The 26,624-nt window shown below is 33.8% G+C and carries 29 protein-coding genes; 22 read left to right on the top strand and 7 right to left on the bottom strand.

Annotated features, from left to right (window positions below):
- The first annotated feature begins 276 nt into the window (after positions 1-276).
- The 13 genes from A4F88_RS12985 (at position 277) to A4F88_RS13045 (ending at position 11,713) form a co-directional block, all read left to right on the top strand.
- On the top strand, positions 277-957 hold the full coding sequence (locus A4F88_RS12985) for a hypothetical protein (protein WP_068843044.1): 681 nt from the start codon (positions 277-279) through the stop codon (positions 955-957).
- 371 nt (positions 958-1,328) lie between these two features.
- On the top strand, positions 1,329-2,600 hold the full coding sequence (locus tag A4F88_RS12990; protein ID WP_068843045.1) for a Na+/H+ antiporter: 1,272 nt from the start codon (positions 1,329-1,331) through the stop codon (positions 2,598-2,600).
- A 36-nt stretch (positions 2,601-2,636) separates the two neighbouring features.
- Positions 2,637-3,107, top strand: a complete 471-nt coding sequence (locus tag A4F88_RS12995) for a hypothetical protein (RefSeq protein ID WP_082815768.1) — start codon at positions 2,637-2,639, stop codon at positions 3,105-3,107.
- Between the two features lie 159 nt (positions 3,108-3,266).
- On the top strand, positions 3,267-3,704 hold the full coding sequence (locus tag A4F88_RS13000) for an acyl-CoA thioesterase (RefSeq protein WP_068843047.1): 438 nt from the start codon (positions 3,267-3,269) through the stop codon (positions 3,702-3,704).
- Positions 3,705-3,789: 85 nt separating this feature from the next.
- Entirely contained in the window at positions 3,790-4,650 is an 861-nt protein-coding gene (locus A4F88_RS13005) for a mechanosensitive ion channel family protein (RefSeq protein WP_068843048.1), read from the top strand.
- Positions 4,631-5,470 carry a maleylpyruvate isomerase N-terminal domain-containing protein gene (locus tag A4F88_RS13010; RefSeq protein ID WP_068843049.1) on the top strand — a complete coding sequence of 280 codons (840 nt, stop codon included), beginning with the start codon at positions 4,631-4,633 and terminating at the stop codon, positions 5,468-5,470. The genes A4F88_RS13005 and A4F88_RS13010 overlap by 20 nt, the downstream gene beginning before the upstream one ends.
- 102 nt (positions 5,471-5,572) lie before the next feature.
- Complete coding sequence (locus tag A4F88_RS13015; RefSeq protein WP_143154977.1) at positions 5,573-6,562, top strand: alpha/beta fold hydrolase; 990 nt, start codon at positions 5,573-5,575, stop codon at positions 6,560-6,562.
- A 55-nt stretch (positions 6,563-6,617) separates the two neighbouring features.
- Positions 6,618-7,007 carry a DUF1398 domain-containing protein gene (locus tag A4F88_RS13020; RefSeq protein WP_068843050.1) on the top strand — a complete coding sequence of 130 codons (390 nt, stop codon included), beginning with the start codon at positions 6,618-6,620 and terminating at the stop codon, positions 7,005-7,007.
- 66 nt (positions 7,008-7,073) lie between these two features.
- Entirely contained in the window at positions 7,074-7,871 is a 798-nt protein-coding gene (locus tag A4F88_RS13025; protein ID WP_068843051.1) for a hypothetical protein, read from the top strand.
- 45 nt (positions 7,872-7,916) lie between these two features.
- Positions 7,917-8,801, top strand: coding sequence for a ThuA domain-containing protein (locus A4F88_RS13030; RefSeq protein WP_245179106.1), 885 nt, complete (start codon positions 7,917-7,919; stop codon positions 8,799-8,801).
- Between the two features lie 12 nt (positions 8,802-8,813).
- Complete coding sequence (locus A4F88_RS13035; protein WP_068843052.1) at positions 8,814-9,659, top strand: sulfurtransferase; 846 nt, start codon at positions 8,814-8,816, stop codon at positions 9,657-9,659.
- A 190-nt stretch (positions 9,660-9,849) separates the two neighbouring features.
- The gene (locus A4F88_RS13040) at positions 9,850-11,091 is read left to right on the top strand and encodes an ATP-binding cassette domain-containing protein (RefSeq protein ID WP_068843302.1); all 1,242 of its coding nucleotides are present in this window, start codon (positions 9,850-9,852) and stop codon (positions 11,089-11,091) included.
- Between the two features lie 7 nt (positions 11,092-11,098).
- The gene (locus A4F88_RS13045; protein ID WP_068843053.1) at positions 11,099-11,713 is read left to right on the top strand and encodes a hypothetical protein; all 615 of its coding nucleotides are present in this window, start codon (positions 11,099-11,101) and stop codon (positions 11,711-11,713) included.
- 140 nt (positions 11,714-11,853) lie between these two features.
- Here A4F88_RS13045 and A4F88_RS13050 read toward each other — a convergent pair whose 3' ends face one another.
- Positions 11,854-12,897 carry an RluA family pseudouridine synthase gene (locus A4F88_RS13050; protein ID WP_068843054.1) on the bottom strand — a complete coding sequence of 348 codons (1,044 nt, stop codon included), beginning with the start codon at positions 12,895-12,897 and terminating at the stop codon, positions 11,854-11,856.
- On the bottom strand, positions 12,887-13,510 hold the full coding sequence (locus A4F88_RS13055) for a PASTA domain-containing protein (protein ID WP_068843055.1): 624 nt from the start codon (positions 13,508-13,510) through the stop codon (positions 12,887-12,889). Before A4F88_RS13055 ends, A4F88_RS13050 begins: the two co-directional genes overlap by 11 nt.
- A 317-nt stretch (positions 13,511-13,827) precedes the next feature.
- On the opposite strand from A4F88_RS13055, the gene A4F88_RS13060 reads away from it, so the two are divergent.
- From A4F88_RS13060 to A4F88_RS13070, 3 genes are all read left to right on the top strand, one after another.
- On the top strand, positions 13,828-14,799 hold the full coding sequence (locus tag A4F88_RS13060; RefSeq protein ID WP_068843056.1) for a D-alanine--D-alanine ligase: 972 nt from the start codon (positions 13,828-13,830) through the stop codon (positions 14,797-14,799).
- 145 nt (positions 14,800-14,944) lie between these two features.
- A complete protein-coding gene (gene coaD / locus A4F88_RS13065; protein WP_068843303.1) occupies positions 14,945-15,403 on the top strand; it encodes a pantetheine-phosphate adenylyltransferase in 459 nt (152 codons plus the stop codon).
- 174 nt (positions 15,404-15,577) lie between these two features.
- The gene (locus A4F88_RS13070) at positions 15,578-16,156 is read left to right on the top strand and encodes a PhnA domain-containing protein (protein ID WP_068843057.1); all 579 of its coding nucleotides are present in this window, start codon (positions 15,578-15,580) and stop codon (positions 16,154-16,156) included.
- Between the two features lie 183 nt (positions 16,157-16,339).
- Here A4F88_RS13070 and A4F88_RS13075 read toward each other — a convergent pair whose 3' ends face one another.
- The 4 genes from A4F88_RS13075 to A4F88_RS13090 all read right to left on the bottom strand — a co-directional run bounded on the left by A4F88_RS13075 (position 16,340) and on the right by A4F88_RS13090 (position 20,032).
- A complete protein-coding gene (locus A4F88_RS13075; protein ID WP_068843058.1) occupies positions 16,340-16,786 on the bottom strand; it encodes a hypothetical protein in 447 nt (148 codons plus the stop codon).
- Positions 16,787-17,131: 345 nt separating this feature from the next.
- Positions 17,132-18,481 (bottom strand): DEAD/DEAH box helicase, encoded by a 1,350-nt coding sequence (locus A4F88_RS13080; RefSeq protein ID WP_068843059.1) that lies wholly within the window; start codon positions 18,479-18,481, stop codon positions 17,132-17,134.
- Between the two features lie 193 nt (positions 18,482-18,674).
- Positions 18,675-19,556, bottom strand: coding sequence for a dihydrodipicolinate synthase family protein (locus A4F88_RS13085; RefSeq protein ID WP_068843060.1), 882 nt, complete (start codon positions 19,554-19,556; stop codon positions 18,675-18,677).
- Between the two features lie 17 nt (positions 19,557-19,573).
- Entirely contained in the window at positions 19,574-20,032 is a 459-nt protein-coding gene (locus A4F88_RS13090) for a cupin domain-containing protein (protein ID WP_245179108.1), read from the bottom strand.
- A gap of 99 nt (positions 20,033-20,131) precedes the next feature.
- On the opposite strand from A4F88_RS13090, the gene pdxR reads away from it, so the two are divergent.
- From pdxR to A4F88_RS13110, 4 genes are all read left to right on the top strand, one after another.
- Positions 20,132-21,544, top strand: coding sequence for a MocR-like pyridoxine biosynthesis transcription factor PdxR (pdxR, locus tag A4F88_RS13095; protein ID WP_068843062.1), 1,413 nt, complete (start codon positions 20,132-20,134; stop codon positions 21,542-21,544).
- Between the two features lie 279 nt (positions 21,545-21,823).
- On the top strand, positions 21,824-23,551 hold the full coding sequence (locus A4F88_RS13100) for a M14 family metallopeptidase (protein ID WP_068843063.1): 1,728 nt from the start codon (positions 21,824-21,826) through the stop codon (positions 23,549-23,551).
- 161 nt (positions 23,552-23,712) lie between these two features.
- Positions 23,713-24,216: a hypothetical protein gene (locus tag A4F88_RS13105; protein WP_068843064.1), complete on the top strand. Its 504-nt coding sequence runs from the start codon at positions 23,713-23,715 to the stop codon at positions 24,214-24,216.
- Between the two features lie 62 nt (positions 24,217-24,278).
- The gene (locus A4F88_RS13110; protein ID WP_068843065.1) at positions 24,279-24,509 is read left to right on the top strand and encodes a DUF4287 domain-containing protein; all 231 of its coding nucleotides are present in this window, start codon (positions 24,279-24,281) and stop codon (positions 24,507-24,509) included.
- Between the two features lie 257 nt (positions 24,510-24,766).
- On the opposite strand, the gene A4F88_RS13115 is transcribed toward A4F88_RS13110, so the two are convergent.
- The gene (locus A4F88_RS13115) at positions 24,767-25,369 is read right to left on the bottom strand and encodes an NUDIX hydrolase (RefSeq protein ID WP_068843066.1); all 603 of its coding nucleotides are present in this window, start codon (positions 25,367-25,369) and stop codon (positions 24,767-24,769) included.
- A 7-nt stretch (positions 25,370-25,376) separates the two neighbouring features.
- On the opposite strand from A4F88_RS13115, the gene pyrE reads away from it, so the two are divergent.
- Entirely contained in the window at positions 25,377-26,027 is a 651-nt protein-coding gene (gene pyrE / locus A4F88_RS13120) for an orotate phosphoribosyltransferase (protein ID WP_068843067.1), read from the top strand.
- A 115-nt stretch (positions 26,028-26,142) separates the two neighbouring features.
- On the top strand, positions 26,143-26,535 hold the full coding sequence (locus tag A4F88_RS13125; protein WP_068843068.1) for an orotate phosphoribosyltransferase: 393 nt from the start codon (positions 26,143-26,145) through the stop codon (positions 26,533-26,535).
- Positions 26,536-26,624 lie beyond the last annotated feature (89 nt).

The following is a 26,624-nucleotide window of genomic DNA, read 5'->3' on the forward strand; positions in this document are numbered from 1 at the left end:
GCTAGAACAATCGTTGATATAATTATATCTTACATGTCATCAATAAACAAAAAAACATTATTGTCCTACTCTTTTTTACTTTATCAAATACATCAAAATTACATCTGTCTAAAACTATTACGTCAATGAAACATTTCATAAGAAAAAGATTATATTTGAAAAATCTTTAATAAAATTATTTATTAGAGTTGAGACTGATATTTTACTACTACTGATTTTATACAAATTTTGATATTTTTAATCTTTGCAGCCAGAACCGAATTAAACCAAATTATAATGAATAAACTAATTACATTATGTATATTGATTTTCTCAATGCAATCTTGTGAAAATAGCTCTAAAAGAAATGTGGATTCTTACCAAAAAAACGATAATACAGATGAACAAATTAAAGAAAAAGATCGAGCGATTACAAGAAGTCTGTCTGCAAAATTTGATAATGATAATTTAGTCGATGATTTTAAGATTGAAAAAAATGAGGATGAAATAGTTCAAAATGTACTTTCAATTTTTCTGTCTTCGCAGAAGAAAGAGATTAAAATTAACCTGATAAATAATAGCATTCTGTATAATAATAAAGAATCAATTTATTACACATTATTTACCGTAACCGAAAAAAAAATATGCATCGTTACTCTTAGATATGCCAATCAAAAATCAATCCCGAATATCTCGGGAGAAAAGAAAAATTTAATAGAAAAAATAAAGTACCGTTTTGATAATAAAAATCATAAAATCAGAGTGATTGGATATGAATTATCCTATCAGAGAAACACAAAATTCATTACAAAATCTTTCAACTTCATTACTGGAAAATACATAGCCATCCAAAAAGATAATGGAAAAAACTCTACTATGAGTGGCTGGGCAGCAGAACTTGAAAATGTTTATGCAGAAAATTGGGATTTTCCATTTTTACGTGATAAGATCTTTTGGTACGGAAACGAAATCGAATAATATCCATTGCAAAAAGATCTTTCGGTTTCCGATCTGGATGCAAATTTAATTAATAATAATTTTGTCTTATTACTTCTATTTTCCTCAGAATGTTATTCTTTAAGCTCTATTAATCTTAATAACAATACAATCAAATTCATTAACACTGAACCAGACTATAAAAAAGATCCTAAATGATAAGACGAACTGAATTATTTGTTAGGAAAACAGCATATATTTGAAAAACATTAAAAATATATTTGATAATGGAAATTGATAAAATTAGATGGCTAAATTATAAAGATCCGGATATAATATCAAAAGTTGACAAAATTATCTTTAAAAATCTGAATGAAAGCAAATTGCTGGTTTAAACAAAAATTAAAGCAATAATGGAAAACTACAGCATCATTATACTTATTCTGGCCATCGTTATAGGGCTATCTGCTTTTGCAGATAAAGTAAAATTACCATATCCTATCCTACTTGTTATTGTAGGCGTTGCAATTGGTTTTATACCTACCATGACCGAAATTCAGATCAATCCGGAGATAATTTTTCTAATCTTTCTGCCTCCATTATTATATGATGCTTCTTTTAATATCTCCCCAAAAGATTTCAAAACCAATATTAATACCATTAGTACACTTGCAATATCTTTAGTTTTTCTTACCACGCTTGGTATCGCAGTTGTAGCTCATTTTACAATTCCCGGAATGAGCTGGCCATTAGCATTTGTACTAGGCTCCATACTTTCTGCTACAGATGCCGTTGCAGCCATAAGCATCACAAAAGGGCTAAAAATATCGCATAAAACAATTACCATACTTGAAGGTGAAAGTTTAATCAATGATGCATCTGCTCTAGTAGCGTATCGTTTTGCAGTAGCCGCTGTAATGGGATCGGCTTTTATAATCTGGAAAGCTACTCTTGAATTTATACTGTTATTAGGAGGTGGTTTTTTAGTAGGTTTTGTTATGGCTAAAATTTTAAGCTTTATACTTACCAGAGTACATAAAAATGTAAATGTTACGATTAGTTTTATGCTCTTAATGCCCTTTGTTACTTATCTTGTAGCGGAGAATCTACAGGTTTCAGGAGTAATTGCAGTCGTTATTTTAGGATTAGCAATTGCGCGTTTCAGTAAAAAAATATTCCCGGAAAGTTTAAAAAACCAATCCAGAAACCTTTGGGACATTATCATCTTTTTATTAAACGGATTAATCTTTATCTTAATCGGACTCAACTTTCGTTACATCTTAAAAGATATTGACGATCATATGATCCTGCCGTATATTGGTTATGCCGTAATAATTACCATTGTCGCGCTATTGATTAGAATGGCGAGAATATTTCTTCAGAAAATTAATCTTCAAAAAGCATTTCAAAACACCAAACGAAAAAGAAAAGTAAGCGAACACGCGCTTTTAGATTTCAATAATAGTATTATTTTAAGCTGGTCCGGAATGCGTGGGATTGTTTCTCTTGCCATCGCCATTGGTATCCCAAAAGTTTTGGAAGACAGAACACCTTTTCCGGAACGAACCGTTATTATATTTATTTCCGTAGCTGTTGTTTTATTAACCCTTATCGGACAAGGACTTACTTTACCATGGATTGTTAAAAAATTAAGCATCGAAAAAGAAGAACAGTCGAAAATCTAAACATAAACCAATTACAAATACAGAAAAATCAAAAACATGAATAGCGAATTAAAAAGCCATTTTGACGAATTTGAAAAACCAGTTATAATCAGAAGAAAACTTCTGCCATGGTGGATTAAAACATTTTGCTGGATTTTTATGATTTTAGGCGTTTGTGCCATAAGCGCCTTAATTGGAAACTTATTTACATCAAATATTCAATTATCTCTTTATGGTTTTTCCAGTAATTATGCTTATTCAGGAACCGGACTTTTTATCATCGCAATTGCTGTATTCAAAGGTTTTGCTGCCTATTCACTTTGGTTTGAAAAACCTAATGCCATTTCGATAGGTAAAATTGATGCGATTTGCGGAATTGTAATTTGCCTGGCATCTATGTTTATTCATCCTTTTACCAGCGATGACGGTCACTTCCCGATTCGCTTAGAAATACTACTTCTGATTCCCTATTACATAAAATTAAACAAAATAGAGTACGAATGGGATAATCTGGAAAGCTTAGAATAGAACGTCCTCTATTTTTCAGGCAAATTTCATTTCGGCAATTTAATATGAATCAGACAAAGGTTATGAACCAGCTTTGTCAAACAAGACTTTGAATTTTCTCTTAAACAGTTTCCATTTTTATTCGTAATTTCGGTTTCTCATTAAAATTACAAATACAAAATGGCTTCATTTACTAAAGAATTATCTTTTCGCTGGTCAGATCTTGATCCAAATTTTCACGTTCGTCATAGCGCTTATTACGATTTTGGCGCACAACATCGTATCGAAATCCTAGAAGAACTGGGTTTAACTTTAAAAGTGATGCAAACAGAAGGTTTTGGACCTGTTTTGTTTAGAGAAGAATGCATCTTCAGAAAAGAACTAAAACTTTCTGACAAGATATTCATCCACACCAAAACTTCAAAAATGAAAGCCGATGCCTCACGTTGGTCTATCATTCACGAATTCAGAAAAGAAGATGATACCCTTTGTGCCGTTATTACAGTCGATGGTGCCTGGATGGACACAAAACTAAGAAAACTAGCTTCTCCAACACCTGAAATCGCGATACAGGCTTTGAGTATTTTTCCTAAAAGTGATGACTTTGTCGGACTTTAAAAATTAATCTGATTGGTTACAAATTATCAAATCCAAAAAACACATTTAAAACAATTGCTTTTTGGATTTTTTTAAAATAAAAGTTATGATCGATTATTTAAAAGACTTTAGAATTGGTATTTTCATTGCAATTATAGCCATAATTACAATTGTTTTGGGTGCGATTACAGACAAGGTACTTCGTTATCTTTTGTATCGTAAACAAACCAATAAAGAATATGACGCAACCGGATTCAGATTTCTAAAACACCTGATTATAACCATAATTTATATTTTAGGATTTGCCTTTGCTTTAATACAAATTCCGGAATTTAGAATTATTGGACATTCTTTTCTGGCCGGAGCTGGAGTTATTTCTCTGGTTGCCGGTCTTGCATCGCAACAAGCTTTAAGCAATATTGTAAGCGGAATATTTCTGGTGATTTTTAAACCTTTCCGAATTAACGATAAAATTACCATCAACAATTTTGTGGGTACAGTCGAAGACATCAATTTAAGACAAGTCGTCTTAAAAGACGCTGAAAATAACCGAATCATCATTCCAAATTCAGTAATTAGTGCCCAGATTATTGTCAACACCAATATGAACGACACAAAATGTTGTAAAGTAATCGAAATTGGCGTTGGATACGATTCAAATATCGAAAATGCCTTGGCAATCATTCAGGACGAAATCGCCAAACATCCTTTTTTTATTGACACACGAACAGCCGAAAATAAAAAGCAAAAAGTTCCATTAGTGATTGCACGTGTGGTAGCTTTGGCAGATTCAAGCGTACAATTAAAAGCATGGGCGTGGGCAAAAAATTCCACAGATGGTTTTGTCATGTATTGTGATTTACTACAAAGCATTAAAAAACGTTTCGACGAGGCAAAAATCGACATTCCTTATCCACAAAGAGTGGTCACAGTAAAAAATAATACAAATGAAACCTTCGGAAAGTAAACCAATCGAAACCCTGCATCTCTTCCCTATTCTGGATAGCTTGCTAATTGACCTTTTGAAATCATTAACCGAAGAAGAATGGAATGCGAAAACAGTTGCTAAAAAATGGACTGTAAAAGACATCTCTTCACATTTACTCGATGGAAATTTAAGAGGTTTATCGATTTCCAGAGATCAGTATTTTGGAGAAAAACCTGAAAACATAAACTCATACAGCGATTTGGTTGATTTTCTGAATCAGCTTAATATGACCTGGACAAATGCGACAAAAAGACTCAGTCCAAACGTCATCATTAGTTTATTAGAAACTACAGGAAAAGAATATTATGAGCATTTACAAACATTAAATCCTTTTGAAAATGCTATCTTTTCAGTTGCCTGGGCAGGTGAAGAAACGTCATTAAACTGGTTTCATATTGCGCGCGAGTACACTGAAAAATTTCTTCATCAGCAACAAATCAGGGATGCTGTTGGAAAACCAGCGCTTTTTACCAAAGATTTATTTTATCCCTTCATTCATACCTTTATGCAGGCTTTACCAAATGCATACAGAAATACAAATGCGAAAAACGGTACAGTTATAAGTTTAATTGTTACCACTTCAATTGGCGGACAATGGAGCATTATTAAAGAAGATGAAATCTGGAAATTTATCGATACTCCTGCCCAATCTGATGCCATCATAAAAATTGATCCAAATGATGCCTGGCTTTTATTTTCTAAAGGAATGACTTCTACAGATGCAAAAGAAAAAGTAGAAATCATTGGCGATACAACTCTCGCCGAAACAGCTTTGCATATTGTAGCCGTTATGGCATAAATCACATCTTAATTGTTTTTTCTGATAAATTTAAGGTTATAATTTTTGCTTTTAAAATGGTTTAGTTTTAATTTAGAGATCCCTAATAAATACCATTCAAAAATGAAAACCATAAAATTTATAATCTTACTACTTCCCTTTTTATGTTTTTCGCAACAGGAAAATATAAAGGCTCTCGATATCAATTTAACCAATTACGAATATCCTTTTCCTGTACAATTTTTAGAACTGAGCAATCAGCAGCAGAATCTTAAAATGGCGTACATGGATATTAAACCGGAAAAGTATAACAACAAAAATATTGTTTTACTTCACGGAAAAAACTTTAACGGAGCTTATTGGGAAACGACAATAAAAGCACTGAGAAAAGAAGGTTTCAGAGTAATAGTTCCCGATCAGATTGGTTTTGGAAAATCATCTAAACCAGATCATTTTCAATACACTTTTCAGCAATTTGCCCAAAATACCAAAAAATTACTGGATCATTTAGGAATAGAGAAAACAACTATTTTGGGACATTCTATGGGCGGAATGTTAGCTACAAGATTTGCCTTAATGTATCCGGAAACTACTGAAAAATTAGTGCTGGAAAATCCAATTGGTTTAGAAGACTGGAAACTCATTGTACCTTACAAACCAGTAGACTGGTGGTATGAATCAGAATTAAAACAAAACTATCAAAATATAAAAAGCTATCAGATGGCGAATTATTATGATGGAAAATGGAATGCTGATTTCCAGAAATGGGCAGAACTTGGCGCCGGATGGACATCGGCTCCTGATTATGCTAAAGTTGCCTGGAACTCTGCTTTGATGTACGACATGATTTTTACACAACCCGTTTTGTATGAATTCAAAAACATCAAAAGTCCAACCCTTTTAATTATCGGAACCAGAGATAAAACAGCCATTGGAAAACCTTTAGTATCAGAAGAAATTAGAAAAACAATGGGAAATTATTTAGAATTGGGAAAGAAAACTCAAAAAGCAATTCCAAACTCCAACTTAGTCGAAGTTCCTAATACCGGGCATTTGCCCCATATTGAATCTTTTGATCAATTTATAAAACCATTAATCGTATTTTTGAAATAATATTTTTTTTATGCCATCAATTTTGTGGCAAACTTTAACTTAAAAACTAAAACACATGTTTACAATTGAACAAATAAAAGAAGCGCATGCTAAAGTACAAAGCGGTGCAGATTTTCCAAATTATATACAAGATTTGATTATTTTGGGCGTAAAAGGTTATGATACCTTTGTACATAACGGCAACGTAGAATATTATGGAGTTAATAATTACAAAGTTTCATCTGACGAAAAATATGCTGAAATTGAGGTTGCTCCTGTCGCCAACAAAGAACGTTTTATTGAATTTTTAGTCATGCATCAGGATGGACAAACCGATTATTTGACATTTTGCAAACATGCCGCGCAATCCGGAATTGCAAAATGGCGTGTTGACATCATCGAAATGACCTGTACTTATTTTGACAAAGCAGATAACGAAATACTCATCGAGAAAATCCCTTCTTAATTTTTATCCAGCCAACCAATAACAGGGTAAATAACCACTATTTACCCACTTTTAACTTTTTTTACTGTGAAAACAATATTCGCTCTAGCCCTTTCTACCATTTTATTTGCCTGTAACTCCAACCAAAAGGATCATAAAATAAATCAACCAAAAAAAGAAACACCAACTGAAAAAGTTGCCGATAAAAAAAGCAAAAAAGATACTATTTATGAACTAATGTCTGCATACGACGATCCTAAAATGGCTAATCAAATAATTGATAATAAGAAAACATTAAAGGAGCTTTCGGACAAACAGGTATTTTTAGACATTCAGACAAAATTACTTCCAAAACTACCTATTGAACAACAAACTTTTTTTCAGGAAAACCCAGATTACGAATTAATTTCACTGGCAAAAGGAAGCCTGTTTGAAAAAAACAGCAACGACTTTGCTTTTATTGTTTATGATAAAAAGAAGAATAAAATTTCGATTCTGTTCTATAATGGTGTAACAGATAAATATGTTAAACTGCATGAAGACATAAAAGTCATAGACGGTTTTAGAACTGAAGTTTCCGACGACTATCCTAGTGGATCACCCGAATATCAATTTGCAAATGACTTTTTAATTTACGACCAAAGTCAACTTGAAAAAAGTACCAATACTTATTTAGAATATCCTCAAATTAAAATTACTGACATATCAAAAGACGAAGATTTTGTATTAAAGCACGGATCTTTTGCAAAAAAAGCTTCAAAAACAAATTTAGCCCATACATTTTGCATCGCCACAAGCAATGTTTACAGCAATTGGGATTGCTTGCAATACAACAAAACAAACAATACTTTTTTATATTTTTATACACAGGCTTTTGCAGATTAGTAATATTTAAAATGATTTAAAGAAAAAACAACCAAAGAGACCTAAATGTCAGATCAAATTTTGCTCCGTACCACTCCTAAAGATCTTTTACAATCAAAAGCTTCTTTTTTCAGAAAAATCATTCTGATGATCCTGTTTTCAATTTGTTTTTCAGGTTTTGCACAAAATAAAAAAGCAAATTCTAAATTTAAAGTAATTGCTTTTTATACAGCCAAAAACGACCAGGCTCATATCAGTTTTGTACATGAAGCAAATAAGTGGTTTCCAAAAATAGCACAGGAAAATCATTTTGAATATGATTCGACCAGCAATTGGGACAACCTGAATGCAAAGTTTTTAGCCCAATATAAAGTTGTTTTATTTTTAGACACCAGACCCGAAACACCAAACCAGCGGGAAGCTTTCCAGAAATATATGGAAAACGGAGGCGGCTTTATTGGGTTCCACTTTTCTGCCTTCGCATTAAATGGTTCTGCTTATACACAAAACTGGAATTGGTATCACAATACTTTTCTGGGTTCCGGTGAATATGGCAGCAATACCTGGCGACCAACATCGGCAGTTTTACGAATTGAAAGCCAACATCCTGTAACTAAAAACATCTCAAAAACATTCAAATCAGCACCAAACGAATGGTACAGATGGAGTAATGATTTGAGAAAAAATCCCGATATAAAAATACTTGTTGCGATTGATGACAGTAGTTTTCCGCTGGGAACAGGCCCAAAACCAAACGAAATCTGGCATGAAGGTTATTATCCGGTAGTCTGGACAAACAAGAATTATAAAATGCTTTATGTCAATATGGGACACAATGATATTGATTACGAAAACAAAACCAATAAAACCCTTTCGTATACTTTTGAAAATAAAGTACAAAGTCAGCTCATTGTCAATGCATTGCTTTGGATGGGAAATTCTAAAAAATAAATGTACTAAAAGATGTCAAATATACTTTCGCCAATTATAGATCCTGAAGACTTACTAAAAATAAAAGATTCTTCTGCAGTAGTTTTAATCGATGCCAGAGCCGGAATCAATGCTAACGAAAATTATCAAAAAGAACATCTTAAAGATGCTCGTTTTGTAGATTTAAATAAAGATTTAGCAACCGTCGAAAATCCGGTAAACGGCGGAAGACATCCTTTACCATCTTTAGAAAAATTTTCGAAAGTACTTGCTAAACTCGGGATTTCACCCAAAAGTCATGTCATCATTTATGACGATAAAAACGGGTCAAACGCTGCTGCCCGATTTTGGTGGATGCTCCGAGCCATAGAACATGAAAAAGTTCAGGTTTTAAACGGAGGTTTACAAGCTGCTATAAAAACCGGATATCCAACAAGCTCAGAAATCGAAAATTTTGAACCTGCTGAAAATTATTCAATTCCTGAATGGAAATTGGGTATAGCCGATATTAATGAAGTTGAAAGAGCCCGAAATAGCAACGAAAACATTGTAATTGATGTAAGAGACAAAAACAGATTTGATGGCTTAACAGAACCGCTTGATTTAATCGCAGGACATATTCCGGGCGCAATAAATATCCCGTTTAGTGAAAACTTAGACGAAAATGGATTTTATAAACCAGCAGAAGTTTTAGCAGAAAAATATTCAAAAATTACAGAAAATAAAAATTCTGAAAATATAATCGTGCATTGTGGTTCAGGCGTTACAGCCTGTCATACTTTGCTAGCGATGGATTATGCAGGACTTGCAATTCCAAAACTTTATGTAGGATCCTGGAGCGAATGGTCAAGAAACGATCGCGAATTGGCAACAAAATAAAACATTGTTTTTGATACTAACACATAGAAACATAATTTTTATGTGTGTAAATAAAGAATACAAAAAGAAACACGTTTCTTACACATAGCTATGTTTGTTTAAATAAGTGAAACGCCTATTTTAAAATTTACAAAAACTATGTTTCTATGTGTTAAGAATACCAACAACAGTTTTAAAATACAAATACAAAATGCAACATTGGGATATACTTTTATCAAATCAGGTAAATAAAAAAGCTTTTATAGAAACATTACTTTCCGGCGAAGCCAAAGGAGAATTAGCCGTTTTTAACAACCAAAAAGGAATTTTGTTCTCAGACATCGCCATCGAGAAATTTATCGAAAAAGAATACCAATATGATATCGTCGAAGCCGCTCCGGATTCACACAGACAACTGAGAACCTTTTCATCAGGCGAACGTAAAAAAGAGTTTTTAAAATATTGCATCAATCAAAATCCTGATTTTATCATTTTTGATAATCCCTTTGATCATTTAGATCAGGCTTCGCGTGTAACCCTGGCGCAATCTCTTGAAAAACTAACCAATACTATTGCCATTATCCAACTAGTCAATCGTGTTGTTGATGTTTTGGATTTTGTTCCCAATAAAGCCCAAATCAAAGACAATACATTCGAGTTACATCCTGTTTTAAAAACAGAAAATCACTTTAAAACCCTGAATACGTCAGCAATTCCAAAAGCGATAGAACCACATTCCTTCCACGAAAGTGTATTAATCAAAATGGATCATGTTTCTGTAAGTTATGACGACCGAAAAATTGTAGACAACATTTCATGGACTATAAAACAAGGCGAATTCTGGCAGTTAATTGGTCCAAACGGTTCCGGAAAAAGCACTATTTTATCCTTAATTACAGGAGATAACCCAAAAGGATTTGGGCAAAATTTATATTTATTCGGAAGAAAAAAAGGAACTGGCGAGAGCGTTTGGGACATCAAAAAACAAATTGGAATTTTCACTACTTCAATGACAGATCTGTTCCAAAAAGGACACACCTTAGAAGAAATGATACTTTCCGGCTTTTTTGACTCTATTGGTCTTTACATCGAACCAACCACTTTACAAAAACAAACTGTAGCCCAATGGCTTGAAGTAATTGAAATGAGTCATTTACGTAAAAAACGTTTTATCGATCTTTCAATCGGTCAGCAAAGAGTTGCCTTAATTGTTCGTGCCGTTCTTAAACATCCGCCATTATTGATTTTAGATGAACCTGTAGAAGGTTTAGACGACGAAAATGTCGATTTGGTTATTCAGTTAATCAATACCATAAAACAAGAAACAAATGTTAGTATTTTATACGTTTCGCATCGTATAGAATCCGGCCTTGCTCCTACTTCGGTTTTTGAACTTTTGCCAAATCCAACAGGATCAATTGGTAAAATAAAATACCACTCGGAGTTAAATTAAAAACAAAATGAAAATAAAATATATCCTGGTATTAGCATTACCTCTGCTCATTACTTCGTGTTGCAATACAATTTCGACAACAAAAACAGCATACAAAATAAGCGAAACCACTGCCCTGAAATCCAACTGGAATTTCAATTCTAAAGAATGGTTTCTCGAAAAAGACACCTTAACAGGAACCGGAGGTCCAATGCATTGGGGCGTAATCGAATCTAAAAAGAAGCTTCCGGCAAATTACGAAATCACGTTTAATGCAAACATGACCAAAGAGTCTTTGTTTGAAATCATGTTAAACATTGATAAAGAAAATTACATCAGGACTTACTTATATCAAATCGATCAGAATATTGTAATTGGTAAAGGTGTTTACCACAAAAACAGTGACGAATATGATAAACGAGGCGGTCCAACATTATTTAAAAAAGTAATGAAACTGGAAAATAACAAATGGTATTCGATAAAGATTAAGGTTCAAAACAACCAATTATACTTCTCAGTTGACAACACCAGCTTTTTAGAATGTTCAATCGAAAAAAGCAATTTAAGCCCAAAAGGAAAGCTAGGTTTCATCACAAACGGCGAAGTCAAAATAACTGACTTAACAATTAAAGCCATTCAATAAGTTTTAACCATTCAGGGATTAAGAAAATTAAGTTCAACGGTTAACTAACTTAATCTCTTAATAGTAAAATAAAAAAAGCTCCCAACAGGAGCTTTTTTTACTATAAAATTATCTAATTGACCAATTATCACATTATCTAATTAATTCTCTTCATCTTCAGTATTATGCGATTTCACATAATTACGCCATTTCTCTAAACAATCCTGAAAATCCTGAGGCAACTCCGTATCAAAACGCATCATTTCGCCTGTATTTGGATGCACAAAACCAAGTGTTTTAGCATGAAGCGCCTGACGAGGTAAAGCTTTAAAACAATTCTCTATAAACTGTTTGTATTTTGTAAACGTAGTTCCTTTCAAAATCAAATGACCACCGTAACGCTCGTCGTTAAACAACGGATGCCCAATGTGTTTCATGTGAGCACGAATCTGGTGTGTTCTTCCTGTTTCCAGTTTACAGGAAATCAAAGTCACATATCCAAAACGCTCCAAAACTTTATAATGGGTAATCGCAGGTTTTCCAATCTCAGGATCAGCAAAAACAGCCATTTGCATACGATCTTTCAAATGTCTGGCAAGGTTACCTTCAATCGTTCCTTCTTCTTCAGCAACATTTCCCCAAACCAGAGCGATATACTCACGTTCAGATGTTTTGGCCTCAAATTGTTTCGCCAGGTGTGTCATCGCAGCTTCAGTTTTTGCCACCACCAAAAGTCCGGATGTATCCTTATCAATTCGGTGTACCAATCCCGGGCGTTCGCTACTGTTCATTGGCAAATTATCAAAATGATGTGCCAAAGCATTTACCAAAGTTCCTGTATAGTTTCCGTGACCAGGATGCACCACCATTCCCGGCTCTTTATTAATCAGCAACAAAGCTTCATCTTCATAAACAATATTCAACGGAATATCTTCCGGAAGAATATGGTTTTCAAATGGCGGATGTGATAACATTACCGTTACTACATCAAATGGTTTAACCTTATAATTTGATTTTACCGGAATATCATTTACAAAGATATTTCCTTCAGTTGCAGCGTTCTGAATTTTATTTCGTGTTGCATTCTGAATCAAATTCATTAAATATTTGTCAATACGCAAAAGCGCCTGACCTTTAGGGACTTCAAATCTGAAATGTTCGAATAATTCGTCTTCCAGATCTAAATTTTCAATATTATTGCTCATCTTTTGGGGTTTCAGTAGTTGGTGCAGCTGTACTGTCTGCAGCCTGACCTTCATCTTCATAAGTTGCTTTTCCGTCTCCTAAAACCAAGTCGATTTTTGAAGCTTTCAACACACGATCTCCTACTTTTAAATTTCTTCCTTTATAACGCATTTCCAAAACCATATCTTTTCCAAGATTCGGAATATATGTAATCGTTCCTGCCTCAAGCCCTAAAGCTTTTAAAGTTGGAACCGCCTCACGATATGTTTTCTCAATCAAATCAGGGATTCTGACAGATGAAAAACCAGATGCATTAATTTTAATATATATTTTTCTTCCCACTTTAACCATCGTTCCCGGCAACGGATCCTGCTCAACAACGCTGTATTTTGGAAATTCACTTCTATAATCAACACTGTCCAAAAGCACATAATCTAAATCCAGTTCATCTAATTTTGCCTCCACTTGCTCTTCAGTTAGTTTAGCCAAATTTGGAACCGCAATTTCGTGTCCGTGATCAGTTGTAAAAGTCAACCAATGCATAAACAAATAACCCAAAACCGCAATAATAGCAGCCGCACTCAATACTTGTAAAAAAAACACCCGGCTAGTTAAATACTTACGTAAACTCATATATTTATTTTTAGTTGACGCAAAGATAAAGCTATTTCGTTTCAAAAAAAATGATAATTTTGTTTAAAACAAGAAAGCTTTTAATACAGGTTATGATAAGGAGCTGTTTCCTGCTGTCCGCTATATCTTTTATGGCGAACACCGCCACAAAAGGATGTCGCTCCCATCAGGGCTAAGAGTTCAGTTTTCATAAGATTATTTTCGGCACTATTTGTCAGACTGATTGAAGCCGAAGTTCTTCAAAGTGAATTTGAATTAGTGAAAATTCTAGGCAAAACCTTAAATAAATAAACGATTAAATAAATAAACATCATAAAATGAAAAACATAGCCATCATCATGGGCGGATATTCAAGCGAATATAAAATTTCGCTTATCAGCGGAAACGTTGTTTATCAATATCTTGACAAAACAAAATACAACGGGTTCCGTATTCACATTTTTAAAGAAAAGTGGGTATATGTAGACGAAAAAGATGCTGAATATGCAATCGATAAAAATGATTTCTCTGTAACGGTAAACGACCAGAAAATTACTTTTGACTGTGTTTTCAACGCCATTCACGGAACTCCGGGCGAAGACGGTTTAATGCAGGCTTATTTTGAATTATTAGATATTCCGCAATCGTCTTGCGATTATTATCAGGCAGCACTTACCTTCAATAAACGTGATTTACTATCTGTATTAAAACCATACGGAATCAAAACAGCGATTTCTTATTACCTGAACAAAGGCGATGTTATTAATACACAGGAAATTGTAAAAAAAGTAGGTTTACCATGTTTTGTAAAACCAAATAAAGCAGGTTCAAGCTTTGGAATTTCAAAAGTAAAAACCGAAGCCGAATTACCAATTGCCATCGAAGTAGCTTACAAAGAAGACAACGAAATTATCATCGAAAGTTTCCTTGACGGAACCGAAGTTTCTGTTGGAGTAATTAATTATCAGGGAGAAATCAAAGTATTACCAATTACAGAAATTGTTTCTGATAATGATTTCTTTGATTACGAAGCCAAATACGAAGGAAAATCACAAGAAATCACACCGGCAAGAATCTCAGACGAACTAACTCAAAAAGTAGCTGAAACTGCCAAACGTGCTTATGAAGTGCTAAAAATGAAAGGGTTCTCCAGAAGTGAATTTATCATCGTTAACAATGAACCACATATGTTAGAAATGAATACCATTCCGGGATTAACCACCGAAAGTTTGATTCCGCAGCAAGCAAAAGCAGCCGGAATTTCTCTGGAAGATTTATTCACCAATGCAATTGAACTAGCTCTTTCTTAAAGAGGCTAAGATACTAAGGTGCTAAGATTCTAAGATTTTAGCACCTTATTTTTTCAATTATAAAGTTAAACGAAGTCGAAGTTTACCTTTGAACCTAAAAAAACTTAGTCCTTTAGAATCTCAAAACCTTAGAAACTTTAAAGAAATGCGAAAAGCCATATTCCCGGGATCATTTGACCCTATTACACTTGGACATGAAGACATTATTAAAAGAGGAATTTCTCTTTTTGATGAAATTGTAATCGCAATTGGTGTCAATGCCGAAAAGAAATACATGTTTTCACTCGAAGAAAGAAAACGTTTCATCGAAGAAACCTTCAAAGACGAACCTAAAATTTCGGTTATCACTTACGAAGGTTTAACGATTGATTTAGCACATAAACAAAAAGCACATTTTATATTAAGAGGTTTGCGTAACCCCGCCGATTTTGAATTCGAAAAAGCCATAGCCCATACCAACAGACGTCTTTCTAAAATCGAAACTGTATTTCTGTTAACCGCTGCAAAAACATCTTATATCAGTTCAAGCATTGTTCGTGATGTATTGCGTAATGGCGGTGAGTACGAAATGCTGGTACCGGATGCGGTTAGGGTGAAGAAGTAATTCAAAAAGAATTATTGCTAAGAAAGAGACAAATTATATCTTTCAAAGTGATTCAGCTATTGTATTGAGATTGCTTCGTTCCTCGCAATGATAAAAAAACACCCTCAAAAATAACAAACTTGCACGCGAAGCAAATTATAAGTAATTTCGCATTTTTAAAACAAACAACAAATAATGAGTATCGAGAGAGAATTAAGCAAACGAAGCGGATCTAAATGTGAACTTTGCGGTAATGAAGAAAATTTAAAAGTTTATCAAGTTCTGCCAACTAAAAAAGGTGGAATTGATGAAGCTGTATTAGCCTGTAACACTTGTATTGATCAGATTGAAAACCCGGAAAAAACAGATTTAAATCACTGGAGATGTCTTAATGACAGCATGTGGAATGAAAACGTTGCGGTACAAGTCGTTGCCTGGAGAATGTTAAGCCGTATGCGTGCAGCAGGCTGGCCTCAGGAATTGCTGGACATGATGTATTTAGACGAAGATACCCTTGCATGGGCTCAAGCAACAGGAGAAGGCGAAGACGATGAAAACAAAATTATTCACCGTGATAGTAATGGAGTAATCTTAGAACACGGAGATTCTGTAGTTTTAATCAAAGATCTTAAAGTAAAAGGATCGAGTATGGTTGCCAAACAAGGAACTGCCGTACGTAACATCCGTTTAGACCACGAAAATGCCGAATATATTGAAGGAAAAGTAGACGGTCAACAAATTGTAATCATCACACAATACGTGAAGAAAATATAGTTTTTTTGAGGTACTAAGTTGCTAAGATTCTGAGGGGCTAAGTTTTTATTTTTTTTGCCAAAACTCTCAAGTTAACAAACCTGAAACCTGAAACTTTAAACAAAAAACTCAAACCTGAAACAATATAAAAAAGGCTATTCAAAATCTCGAATAGCCTTTTTTAATACGGTATTTTAAAGTAAATTATTTTTGGAATAATTTATTGATCTGATCTTTTACAAATGGCTCAGAAACGCTGCTTGTTGCAGAAGAAGCTTCTTTAGAAGAAACCATAAACTGAACTGTAGCTTTTTCAGGAATTACACTTCCTGTGTAGTGCAACCAAATATAGTTATTAGGCAATTCTAATTTGATATCATATAAAGGACTTGCAGAAAAACCATTAATAATGATATTGTAAAGACTTGTGTAATCATTGTTAACATTTTTGAATGTAAACTTTCTCAAACTTGAAGACTCATCATCATTCTGAATACTTGTATAATAAACAGTATATTCATCTCCAATTTTTTGAATATAGTTGTTATTTACTTTTCCTAATTTTTCAACCGGTACAGTTTCAATAACCTTAATTTGTGCAAAAGACACAACACTAAACAACAAAATGGCAATCGTAATAATTCTTTTCATAATTAATTTGGGGTTTATTATTTACCGGTACAAGAAACGCAGAAAATATGATAAATTAAAGCCTTATCCGTTAATTTATTAACAATAAATTAAGATTGCTCTTTGAAATCAATTTAAAACAACATTTATCCCCAAATAAAATACTGAAAATCAACAAAATAAGACTAGGTTAAACACATCAAATCTACCAAAGAATTTAGCTAAAATCAGCATTTAAAAAGCCTGTAAACATCATAAATTAACAGCTTTTTTATTACAATAAATACATCTTAACTTTCAAAAAATCGTCAGCTTAAACAAAGTTGTCATTCAAAAAAACTGAAATCCGAAACCTGAAGCAAAAAACTATCTCTCCTCCTCTTTCTTCACTACTTTACGGGCAACTTCAATTTTAAATTTCTTGCCTTTCATTTTTTCGTCTTTTACATTCTTAAGTAAATCTTTTACCTTATTGTATTTTACAGCAGCAAACGAAATAAAGTCTTTTACTTCTATCAAACCTAAATCGCCTTTTTCCAGTTTTCCTTTTTGAGAAAAGAACCCCACAATATCAATTTTATTCAGTTTTGTTTTCTTTCCGCCACTAATATAAATAGTTTGAAATTCTGGTGGCTTAGGCAAAGTAGTTGCGTTTTCGACCTGTAAAACCTCCATTCCGTAGTCAATATAATCCAGTTTTTTTTCACTTTCGTGAATAATAATATAAGCCGTTCCGGTAGCCTGCATACGCGCTGTACGACCATTACGGTGTGTAAACTCATCTTCTTTTAAAGGCAAATGATAATGAATAACATGTTTCATCTCGGGAATATCCAAACCACGGGCAGCCAAATCTGTTGTGATGAGGTAACTCATGCTTCCGTTTCTAAACTGAATCAAAGCACGTTCGCGCTCTTCCTGATCCATTCCGCCATGATAATAAGTAGCGTAAATTCCTTTTTCGTTTAAAGTATCACTGATTCTCTCCGCCGCATCACGGTGATTACAAAATATGATTGCCGATTGTGATTTCAGGGAACAAATCAAATTAAACAAACTTTCCAGTTTATCTTTTGCAGGCGAAACCACCATCTTCATCGAAAGATTCGTTTTTTCTTCTTCCTCAGGAATAAAATCTAAAACTGTCGGGTTTACTACTCGTGTATATTTCGGAATTTCAATATCAGAAGTTGCCGAAACCAAAACACGTTTGTTTAGTTTAGTGAGTTTTCCAATGATATAAGACATTTGCTCATGGAAACCCAATTGCAATGATTTATCGAATTCATCCAGAATTAAAGTCTGGATTTTATCTGTCCTGAAAGTTTCCCTGTCGATATGATCGGCGATTCTTCCGGGCGTTCCAATTAAAACAGCCGGAGGATTACTAAGGTTTTTAATTTCAGTATCGATCGAATGTCCGCCGTAACAAATATTTACCTTATAATCTGTACCCATTTTTTTCCAAACCTGTTCGATTTGTAAACCTAATTCGCGCGAAGGCACTAAAATTAAGCATTGAACCGAAAGAATTTCAGGTTGTAACAGTTCTAAAACAGGCAATAAAAAAGCCAGGGTTTTTCCTGAACCTGTAGGAGAAAGTAACAAAACATTATTATCGTTTAAAATTGCATCCTGAGCAACTTCCTGCATTTCGTTTAGGCTCTCAATTCCTAAGTTCGAAAGTATATTGTTGGAATGGTGTTTTTTATTCATTTTGCAAAAGTAGTCAAAATAGTTTTTGTTTCAGGTTTTGTTTGTTTCAGGTTCGAAATGAGAATAAAATCGTCTGAAAATTTAACTGCAGAGTGCGCAAAGTTATTTTAGGCAAGATTCTATAAAACAGAAAGTCCGCAAAGCTCTGGCTATAAACTTTGCGAACTTTGCGTAAACCTTTGTGTCTTTGCGGTTAAAAGACTTCTTTTAAAATCAATTTAAATTCGGCTATTTCATTTTCAGTCAATGGTTTCAAAGGGCTTCTTAAAAAACCGCCTTCTATTCCCTGAATTTTCAAACCTGCTTTTATAGTCCTTGGTAAACCTTTGCTGACAATAAATTTTAAAAGATTCAATTGTTTGTAAAAAACCTTCTGAGCTTCCTGTAAATCATTATCCTGAATCGCCTGATACAAATTCAGATTCAGTTCAGGAATCAAATTGGGAGCAGCTGTACACCATCCCGAAGCACCTGCCGAAAACGCAGCCAATGCCAACGGATTTGAACCATTATAAAAAGCAACCTCTTCGCCCAATTCTCTCTTCAAATAATGCATTCGCTGTACATCTCCCGTACTTTCTTTAATCATGGTCACATTCGGAATTTCTAAAAGCCTTTTTAGCAAAGCTGGCGACATATCTACTCCTCCCGTTGCCGGATTATTGTATGCCATGATGGGAATCGAAATTTGTCTGGCAACAGCATCATAATGCTTTACAATTTCATCATCCGTAAGTTTCCAGTAACTCATCGGGATAATCATAACCGCACTTGCTCCGGCTTTTTCAGCAAATTTGGCGTGATAAATAGTTTTATCAGTGGTTAAGTTTGAAACTCCCACCAAAACAGGAACCCTATTGTTGACTTGTTGCAAAGTTGCTTCTGTAATCGCTTCTTTTTCTTCATCTGTCAAATAAGGCATTACACCCGTACTTCCTAACGGAGCAACAGCATGAGAGCCGGAAACAACCAATCTTTCCAATAGTTTTTTATACAATAAAATATCAACTTTCTCTTCCTGATCAAACGGCGTAATCGGATAAGCAATAATACCTTTAAGTGTTGTATTCTTCATTTTTTAGCTATTAAACATTATAAATCCCTTCCTTCTTCTTCTCTTAAAGCAACACCCAGATTCTGAAGCTGAGGTGCATTTTCGCAGGCAATATATTTGGCTGATTCCTCGCTGCTCAGATTTTTATGTCTATGCCACGCCCAGCTCGGGATATAAACGGCATCACCCGCTTTCCATTCTACTTTTTGATCTTCAACTTCAGTATAACCATGCCCTTCAATTACGTATAAAACCGTCTCATAAGTATGTCGGTGTTTATTAGTCATTTGGTCCGGCAATAAACCTCCAATCGTCATGCTCACATTCTTACTCGGAAGATCAACAAAAAACACAGGATGTTTTCGTTCTGTAGAAAATTGAGAATGAACTCCCGCTTGTTCGACATTTTTGTGAATTAACTTTTCTGGCATAACAAATTTTGGTCTGGCAAATGTTTCGTGAAAATCTTTGGATGAAAATTGTTTTTTAGTTTCCATAATTTCTAAATTATTATTGTTTTGCATTATTGCGTTTCAAAATTATCTTAACTTTGGACTACCCTACTGACACAGTTTTAATTTAAACAACTAGACCAGATGTTACGACCTTGGCAATTAGAAATTCAGTTGAATACCAATTGTGATAAAGCAATTTATTTGCAAATCGCTGATGCTTTAATTGAAGCTATTAAAACAGGAATGCTTAACAGCGGAAATGCATTACCCGGAAGCCGACAGCTCGCAGGATTATTAAAAGTGAACCGAAATACTGTTATTGAAGCACTCGATGTTCTGATTGCCGAAGGCTGGCTGATTACCTTAGAAAGAAAAGGAACTTTTGTTGCCGATGTTTTACCGCTCACTACTAAAATCAAAAAACAAAATCAGATCCATAAACCAGTAGATGAAGCAATAAAACCACTTATTATTTTTGATGATGGAATTCCCGACAGCCGGATTGCTCCAATGAATGAACTAGCAAGAGCTTACAGACAGATTTTTAATCGAAAATCTCGTTGGCAGATTATGGGGTATAGCACTGAATTTGGAAATTTAGAATTCAGAAAAGCTATCGTTCAGATGCTGAATTTTAAAAGAGGAATGAATATTACGTCCGATCAAATTTGCATTACACGAGGGAGCCAGATGGCAATGTATTTAACTTCTTTTTGTTTGTTTGAAAAAGATGATTATGTAATGGTTGAAAATCCGGGCTATAAACCTGCATGGGAAACTTTTGAAAATGCCGGAGCTAAATTATTACCCATAAATGTTGACAAAGACGGCTTGATAATCGATGAGGTCAGGGCGTATTTAGAAAAATACAACAACATAAAAGCTATTTATGTAACACCACACCATCAGTTTCCAACCACTGTTACACTTAGTCTTAAAAGACGGTTACAGCTTATCGAATTGTCCAATCAATACAACTTTACAATTATTGAAGATGATTATGATAATGAATTTCATTTTGGGCAAAGACCTATTTTACCCATTTCAAGTTACAGTAATGCCAAAAACACGGTTTACATTGGAACCTTAAGTAAAATTGTCGCGCCAGCCTTAAGAATTGGTTATTTGGTTAGTAATACTGAAACAATTTTAAAAGTCGGAAAACATCGAAAAATGATCGATGTTCAGGGCGATAATATAATGGAAGAAGCTGTTCTACAACTCATAAACGAAGGCGAGATCAAAAGACACCTGAAAAGAACAACACTAATTTACAAAGCAAAAAGAGATTACTTTGAAACGATCTGCAATCAATATCTCAAAGACAAAACCACATTTATAAAACCCGAAGGCGGTTTGGCCTTTTGGATTGTTCCCAATTCGCCTGTAGATATTTTTGAAATTGCCGATAAATTACTTCTCAAAGGAATAAAAATCATGACTCCCGAAAAGTTCAGTTTCAATCAGCCCGTCTCAGGATTCAGATTAGGTTATGCCTCTTTAACAGAAAAACAAATCGAAGAAGGAATAATCGAGCTTGCTAAGTTGTTGTGAGTTTTGTTTGTTTTTTTGTTTCAGGTTTCAGGTTTCAGGTTGAAATGCGATTAAATTTTGCGTACAGTTTATCGCAAAGATGCAAAGGTTTACGCAAAGTTCACCAAGTCTGTCTTTAAAGCTTTGCGAACTTTGTGTTTTTATAAAATCCTGTATAGCAAAAAACTTAGTGTACTTTGCTGTTAATCTTTTTATCCCATTCAAAACCTTAAACCTGAAACAAACAAAAACCTGAAACAAAATTTAATTATATTTGATTCTTGCTATAAAACCAAAACCATGAAACTTCTTACCATTATCATTTCACTTTTCACACTCACCATTTTCGCTCAAAACAATAAAAAATACGACACTTTTTTTGAAAAAGGAAACGGAAACCAATCCGCAACTTATGCAGAAACTATAGCCTATTTTAAGATGTTGGCAAATGATTTTCCAACCATTCAGGTGAAAGAAATGGGATTAACAGATTCCGGAGAACCTTTGCACATGGTTACCTACAATCCTGACGCAGTATTTGACTTTGATAAAATTCAGAAAAATAAAGCAGTCCTTTTTGTCAATAACGGAATCCATGCCGGAGAACCTGACGGAATCGACGCTACGATGCAATTTTACCGTGATTTGGCAATTGGAAAAATTAAGGCACCAAAAAATACGGTTCTGGTTACTATTCCGGTTTATAATATTGGAGGTGCTTTAAACCGAAATTCGACTACAAGAGCGAATCAGGACGGACCTGAAATTTATGGTTTTAGGGGAAATGCCAGAAATTATGATCTGAATCGTGATTTAATGAAATCTGACACCCGAAATACAAAGAGTTTTGTCGAAATTTTTCAAAAAATAAATGCCGATGTTTTCATCGACAATCATGTCAGCAACGGATCTGATTATCAATACAAACTAACTTATATCATGACACAGCATAATAAGCTAGGAACCGTTTTGGGCGATTTTATGAATACCGAAATGATGCCGGCTTTAGTCAAAGATTTACAGAAAAAGAAAATCGAAACCACGCCTTATGTAGATTCGTTTAAAGATACTCCGGACAAAGGATTTGGTCAGTTTGTGGATAGTCCGAGATATACAACCGGTTATACGTCATTATTTAATACGATTGGTTTCGTGGTTGAAACACACATGCTGAAAAAATATGCTGAACGTGTAAAAATGACTTACGAATACATGAAATCGACTTTGGATTTTACTGATGCCAATTATCAAAAAATCAAGGAACTTCGAGTGAAGAACCTGGAACAATATCAGCCTAAAAAGCCCTATACTTTAAAATGGGAATTAGACAGTACAAAAGCCACCACATTTTCATTTCTAGGATACGAAGCCGGTTATAAAAAAAGCGAAGCCACAACCGGAAACCGCTTGTATTATGACCGAAACAAACCATACAAAAAAGATGTTCCTTATATCAAAGAATTTAAATCTGTAAAAGAAGTTGTGATTCCAACAGCTTATATTATTCCGCGTGGTTATTGGAATATTATAGATCTTTTAAAAAACAATAACATTTCGTTTCAACAAATTAAAAACGATACCATTATAGAGGTAGAAAGTTATAGAATTGCAGACTTTAAAACGGTTTCAAATGCTTACGAAGGGCATTATTTGCATTACAATACAACCCTAACTTCTAAAATGGTTAAAATGGCTTTCGCCAAAGGTGATTACCTAGTTCCAACAAATCAAAAAGGCGTGAAATATTTAGTAGAAGCTTTCGAACCCGAAGGTGTTGACTCTTTCTTTAACTGGAATTTCTTCGATCCTATTTTACAGCAAAAAGAACATTACTCAGAATATATTTTTGAAGATACCGCTGCAAAACTCCTAAAAGATAATCCAGCTTTAAAAGCAGAGTTAGAATCTAAAAAACAAACTGACGCTGTATTTGCTAAAAACCCGGAAGCCCAATTAGATTGGATTTACAAGCATTCTGTTTATTATGAAAAGGCGCATTTACAGTATCCTGTTTATCGAGTGCTTTAGTTTTATTATCGAAAAGTACACTAAGTTTTTTCTTTTGGCTATTTTGTAAAAACACTAAGATCGCAAAGCTTTACATAGAAATCTTTGTCAAAGTTTTGAACTTTAATAAAGACTAAAATCAAATTACTTTTTATTATTCCAATCATTAAATATCAAACAAAATGAATACTTCTTTTTATCTGGAACATTTTCAAAAAATCGCCAATCAAATCGATCAGGAGCTTTTGCTCCAAAAATCTATAGAAGTTGCAGTGGGTATTTATGTTGATTCGGTTTTTATCAAATTGTACAAAAAATCATGGGCAAGCAATCCAGAAGAAGCCTTAACAGCTGAGTCGAGAATTTTCTTTTCTGTTTGGGTTAATGATGCAACAATAGCCAAACAAAAAATAATGTACAATATTCATGCTTTAAAATTGAGGAAATTAAAAGGTTATTCTATTCAAAGCAGAAAGTTTGCCGAGGCTTTTAGAGAAGATTTTAAAGAATACGAACAAAAGTGGAAAAATGTAAGTGCTAATCATGGTCCGTTAACTTTAATGGAAGGCTGGATAAAATTAAATCCTGAAAACTTACAGGAAGAAGTTTTAAAACTTACTCATAATTTTTTAGAGATGGAGTATTTAATTGATAATACACTTAATCAGTTTAAACTAAGGATGTAAAAACGATTCATTTTAATTTGTATTTTCGTACAATATAGATTAACCAACTAACCCCTATTTTTATGTCATTTCAAGGATATTTAAAAACAATCAAAGAAAAAACAGGAAACGGACCGGCAGAGTTTAAAGCTTTAGCAGAGCAAAAAGGTTTTACAGCAGATGGAAAACTCAAATCTGAGGTAAAAGCCGGAGATATTGTAAACTGGCTTAAAGAAGATTTTGACTTGGGTCAGGGTCATGCAATGGCTATTTATGCGCTTCTTAAGGGAATCAAAGACGAGAACAGCAAGTAACACTAAAAGTTATTGATAGTCCAGCGTGAGGGATAGAAGCAAGCTACCGAAGTAGCGCGTATAGCCCGACAGCATTAAAAAAAAGACCCAATGAACGCAAAGTTGATTGGGTCTTTTTTTTAATGGTGGCACGTTATCAATATCAAAAATCAATGGCAAAAATCAATTTTGAAATAAGAATAATGTCAAAAATATTAATCCTGAAATTTGATATTGATTTTTGCAATTGACATTGCAATTGTTTTTTTATCTAATCATTATTTCAATTGATTCTCTTCTTCAAACAACAATTTTATATTCTCATAAGAGTTTTTTAAAGCATCTTTGATTTGTTCCGGATTTAACCAGGCAACCTTTTCGATACCTTCTTCAATTTGTCCTTGTGGAGTTCCTTCAAAATCTGAATACATTTCGAACCAATGCGTGATTTTGAGTTTGTATTTTCCGTTACGTTTAAAAATATGATACGTTTTTTGAAGCTTATTTGTAATTCGAAGCTTATTTACGCCAGTTTCCTCTTCGACCTCGCGCATAGCTGTTGCTTCAATTTCTTCTCCTTTTTCGATTCCGCCTTTCGGTAAATCCCATTTTCCGTTTCTGAAGATAAATAAAACTTCGCCTTTTTTATTATATACAAAGCCTCCACCCGCTTTACTTACAGGGATTTTGGCTTTTAATGTTTTCATAATTTCCTTTTCGTCAGGATGATACAGATAAGCTTTTTGTATTTTATTTTGAAATATTTTTACAATAAGCTGCTCAATATCAATACTCTCTAATAGGAATAGTTGAAAATTAGTCTCTTTTGAGATTTCATTTGTCAAAAAAAGTGGTTTGTCGTTCACAAAAACTTTATACATTTGTACTATGATTTTTAATAAAGATACTGCCGAAAAAACAGCCGAATTGCTTTTGCAAATAAATGCAATTAAATTGAATCCCGAAAATCCTTTTACATGGGCTTCTGGTTGGAAATCTCCTATTTACTGTGATAATAGGTTAATTCTTTCATTTCCGAGCATCCGAAACTACGTTCGTGATGAGTTTGCGAAAAACATTGAAAAACAATTTGGGAAACCTGATGTGATTGCCGGTGTTGCCACTGGAGCTATTGGAGTGGGGATTCTTGTTGCCGAAAGCCTTGGATTGCCTTTTGTATATGTACGTCCGGAAGCAAAAAAACACGGAAGACAAAATCAGGTAGAAGGTTTTTTACAAAAAGGACAAAATGTTGTTGTGGTCGAAGATTTAATTAGTACCGGAAACAGCAGTTTAATGGCTGTGGAAGCTTTACGCAATGAAGGTGCTAATATTAAAGGAATGGCAGCAATTTTTACATACGGATTTAATGTTGCCGAAGAAAACTTTAAAAATGCCAACATTGATTTGTATACTTTAAGTAATTATGAAAATTTACTGGACTTAGCAGTTCAAAAACAATATATCAGCGAAGATCAGCAATCTACTTTACTGGAATGGAACGGAAGTCCGTCTACCTGGGGAAAAGAAGAAGCGTAATTTTAGATTTTTATAAATTTAAACAGATGTCGCTTTACGAACTTTGCGTTATAAAATTTAGTAGATAAAAAACTTTGCGCCCTTTGCGGTTAAATTATAAAACAAAAAATAAAATATGAACTTAGAAAGTCCAAAAGTTACTGTTCAGAAATCAGCTCAGGATTTATTTGATTTATTGACTGATGTAAAGAATTTTGAAAAATTAATGCCGGATAACATCGCTAAATTTGAAGTAATTGGCGAAGATGCTTTTATTTTTGGATTGAAAGGTATGCCGGAAATTAAACTAAAAATGAAAGACAAAGTGGCTCCTAGTAAAATTGTTTTGGGAGCAGCAAGCGATAAACTTCCTTTTACTTTAGTTTCTAATATTGATAGCATTTCTGACTCAGAAAGTGCTGTTCAGCTATTCTTTGAAGGCGAATTCAATGCTATGATGGCCATGATGGTAAAAGGTCCAATCAGCAAGTTTATTGAAACTTTAGCTAATAACATGACAAAATTATAATTGCAACTTATTAGTTTTAAATTATAAAAAAAGTCCAATCATTAGATTGGACTTTTTTTATATCGCAAAAACATAAAAGAATAAGTTTC

The organism is Flavobacterium chilense (assembly GCF_001602525.1).
In the GTDB taxonomy this organism is placed as follows: Bacteria; Bacteroidota; Bacteroidia; order Flavobacteriales; family Flavobacteriaceae; genus Flavobacterium; species Flavobacterium chilense.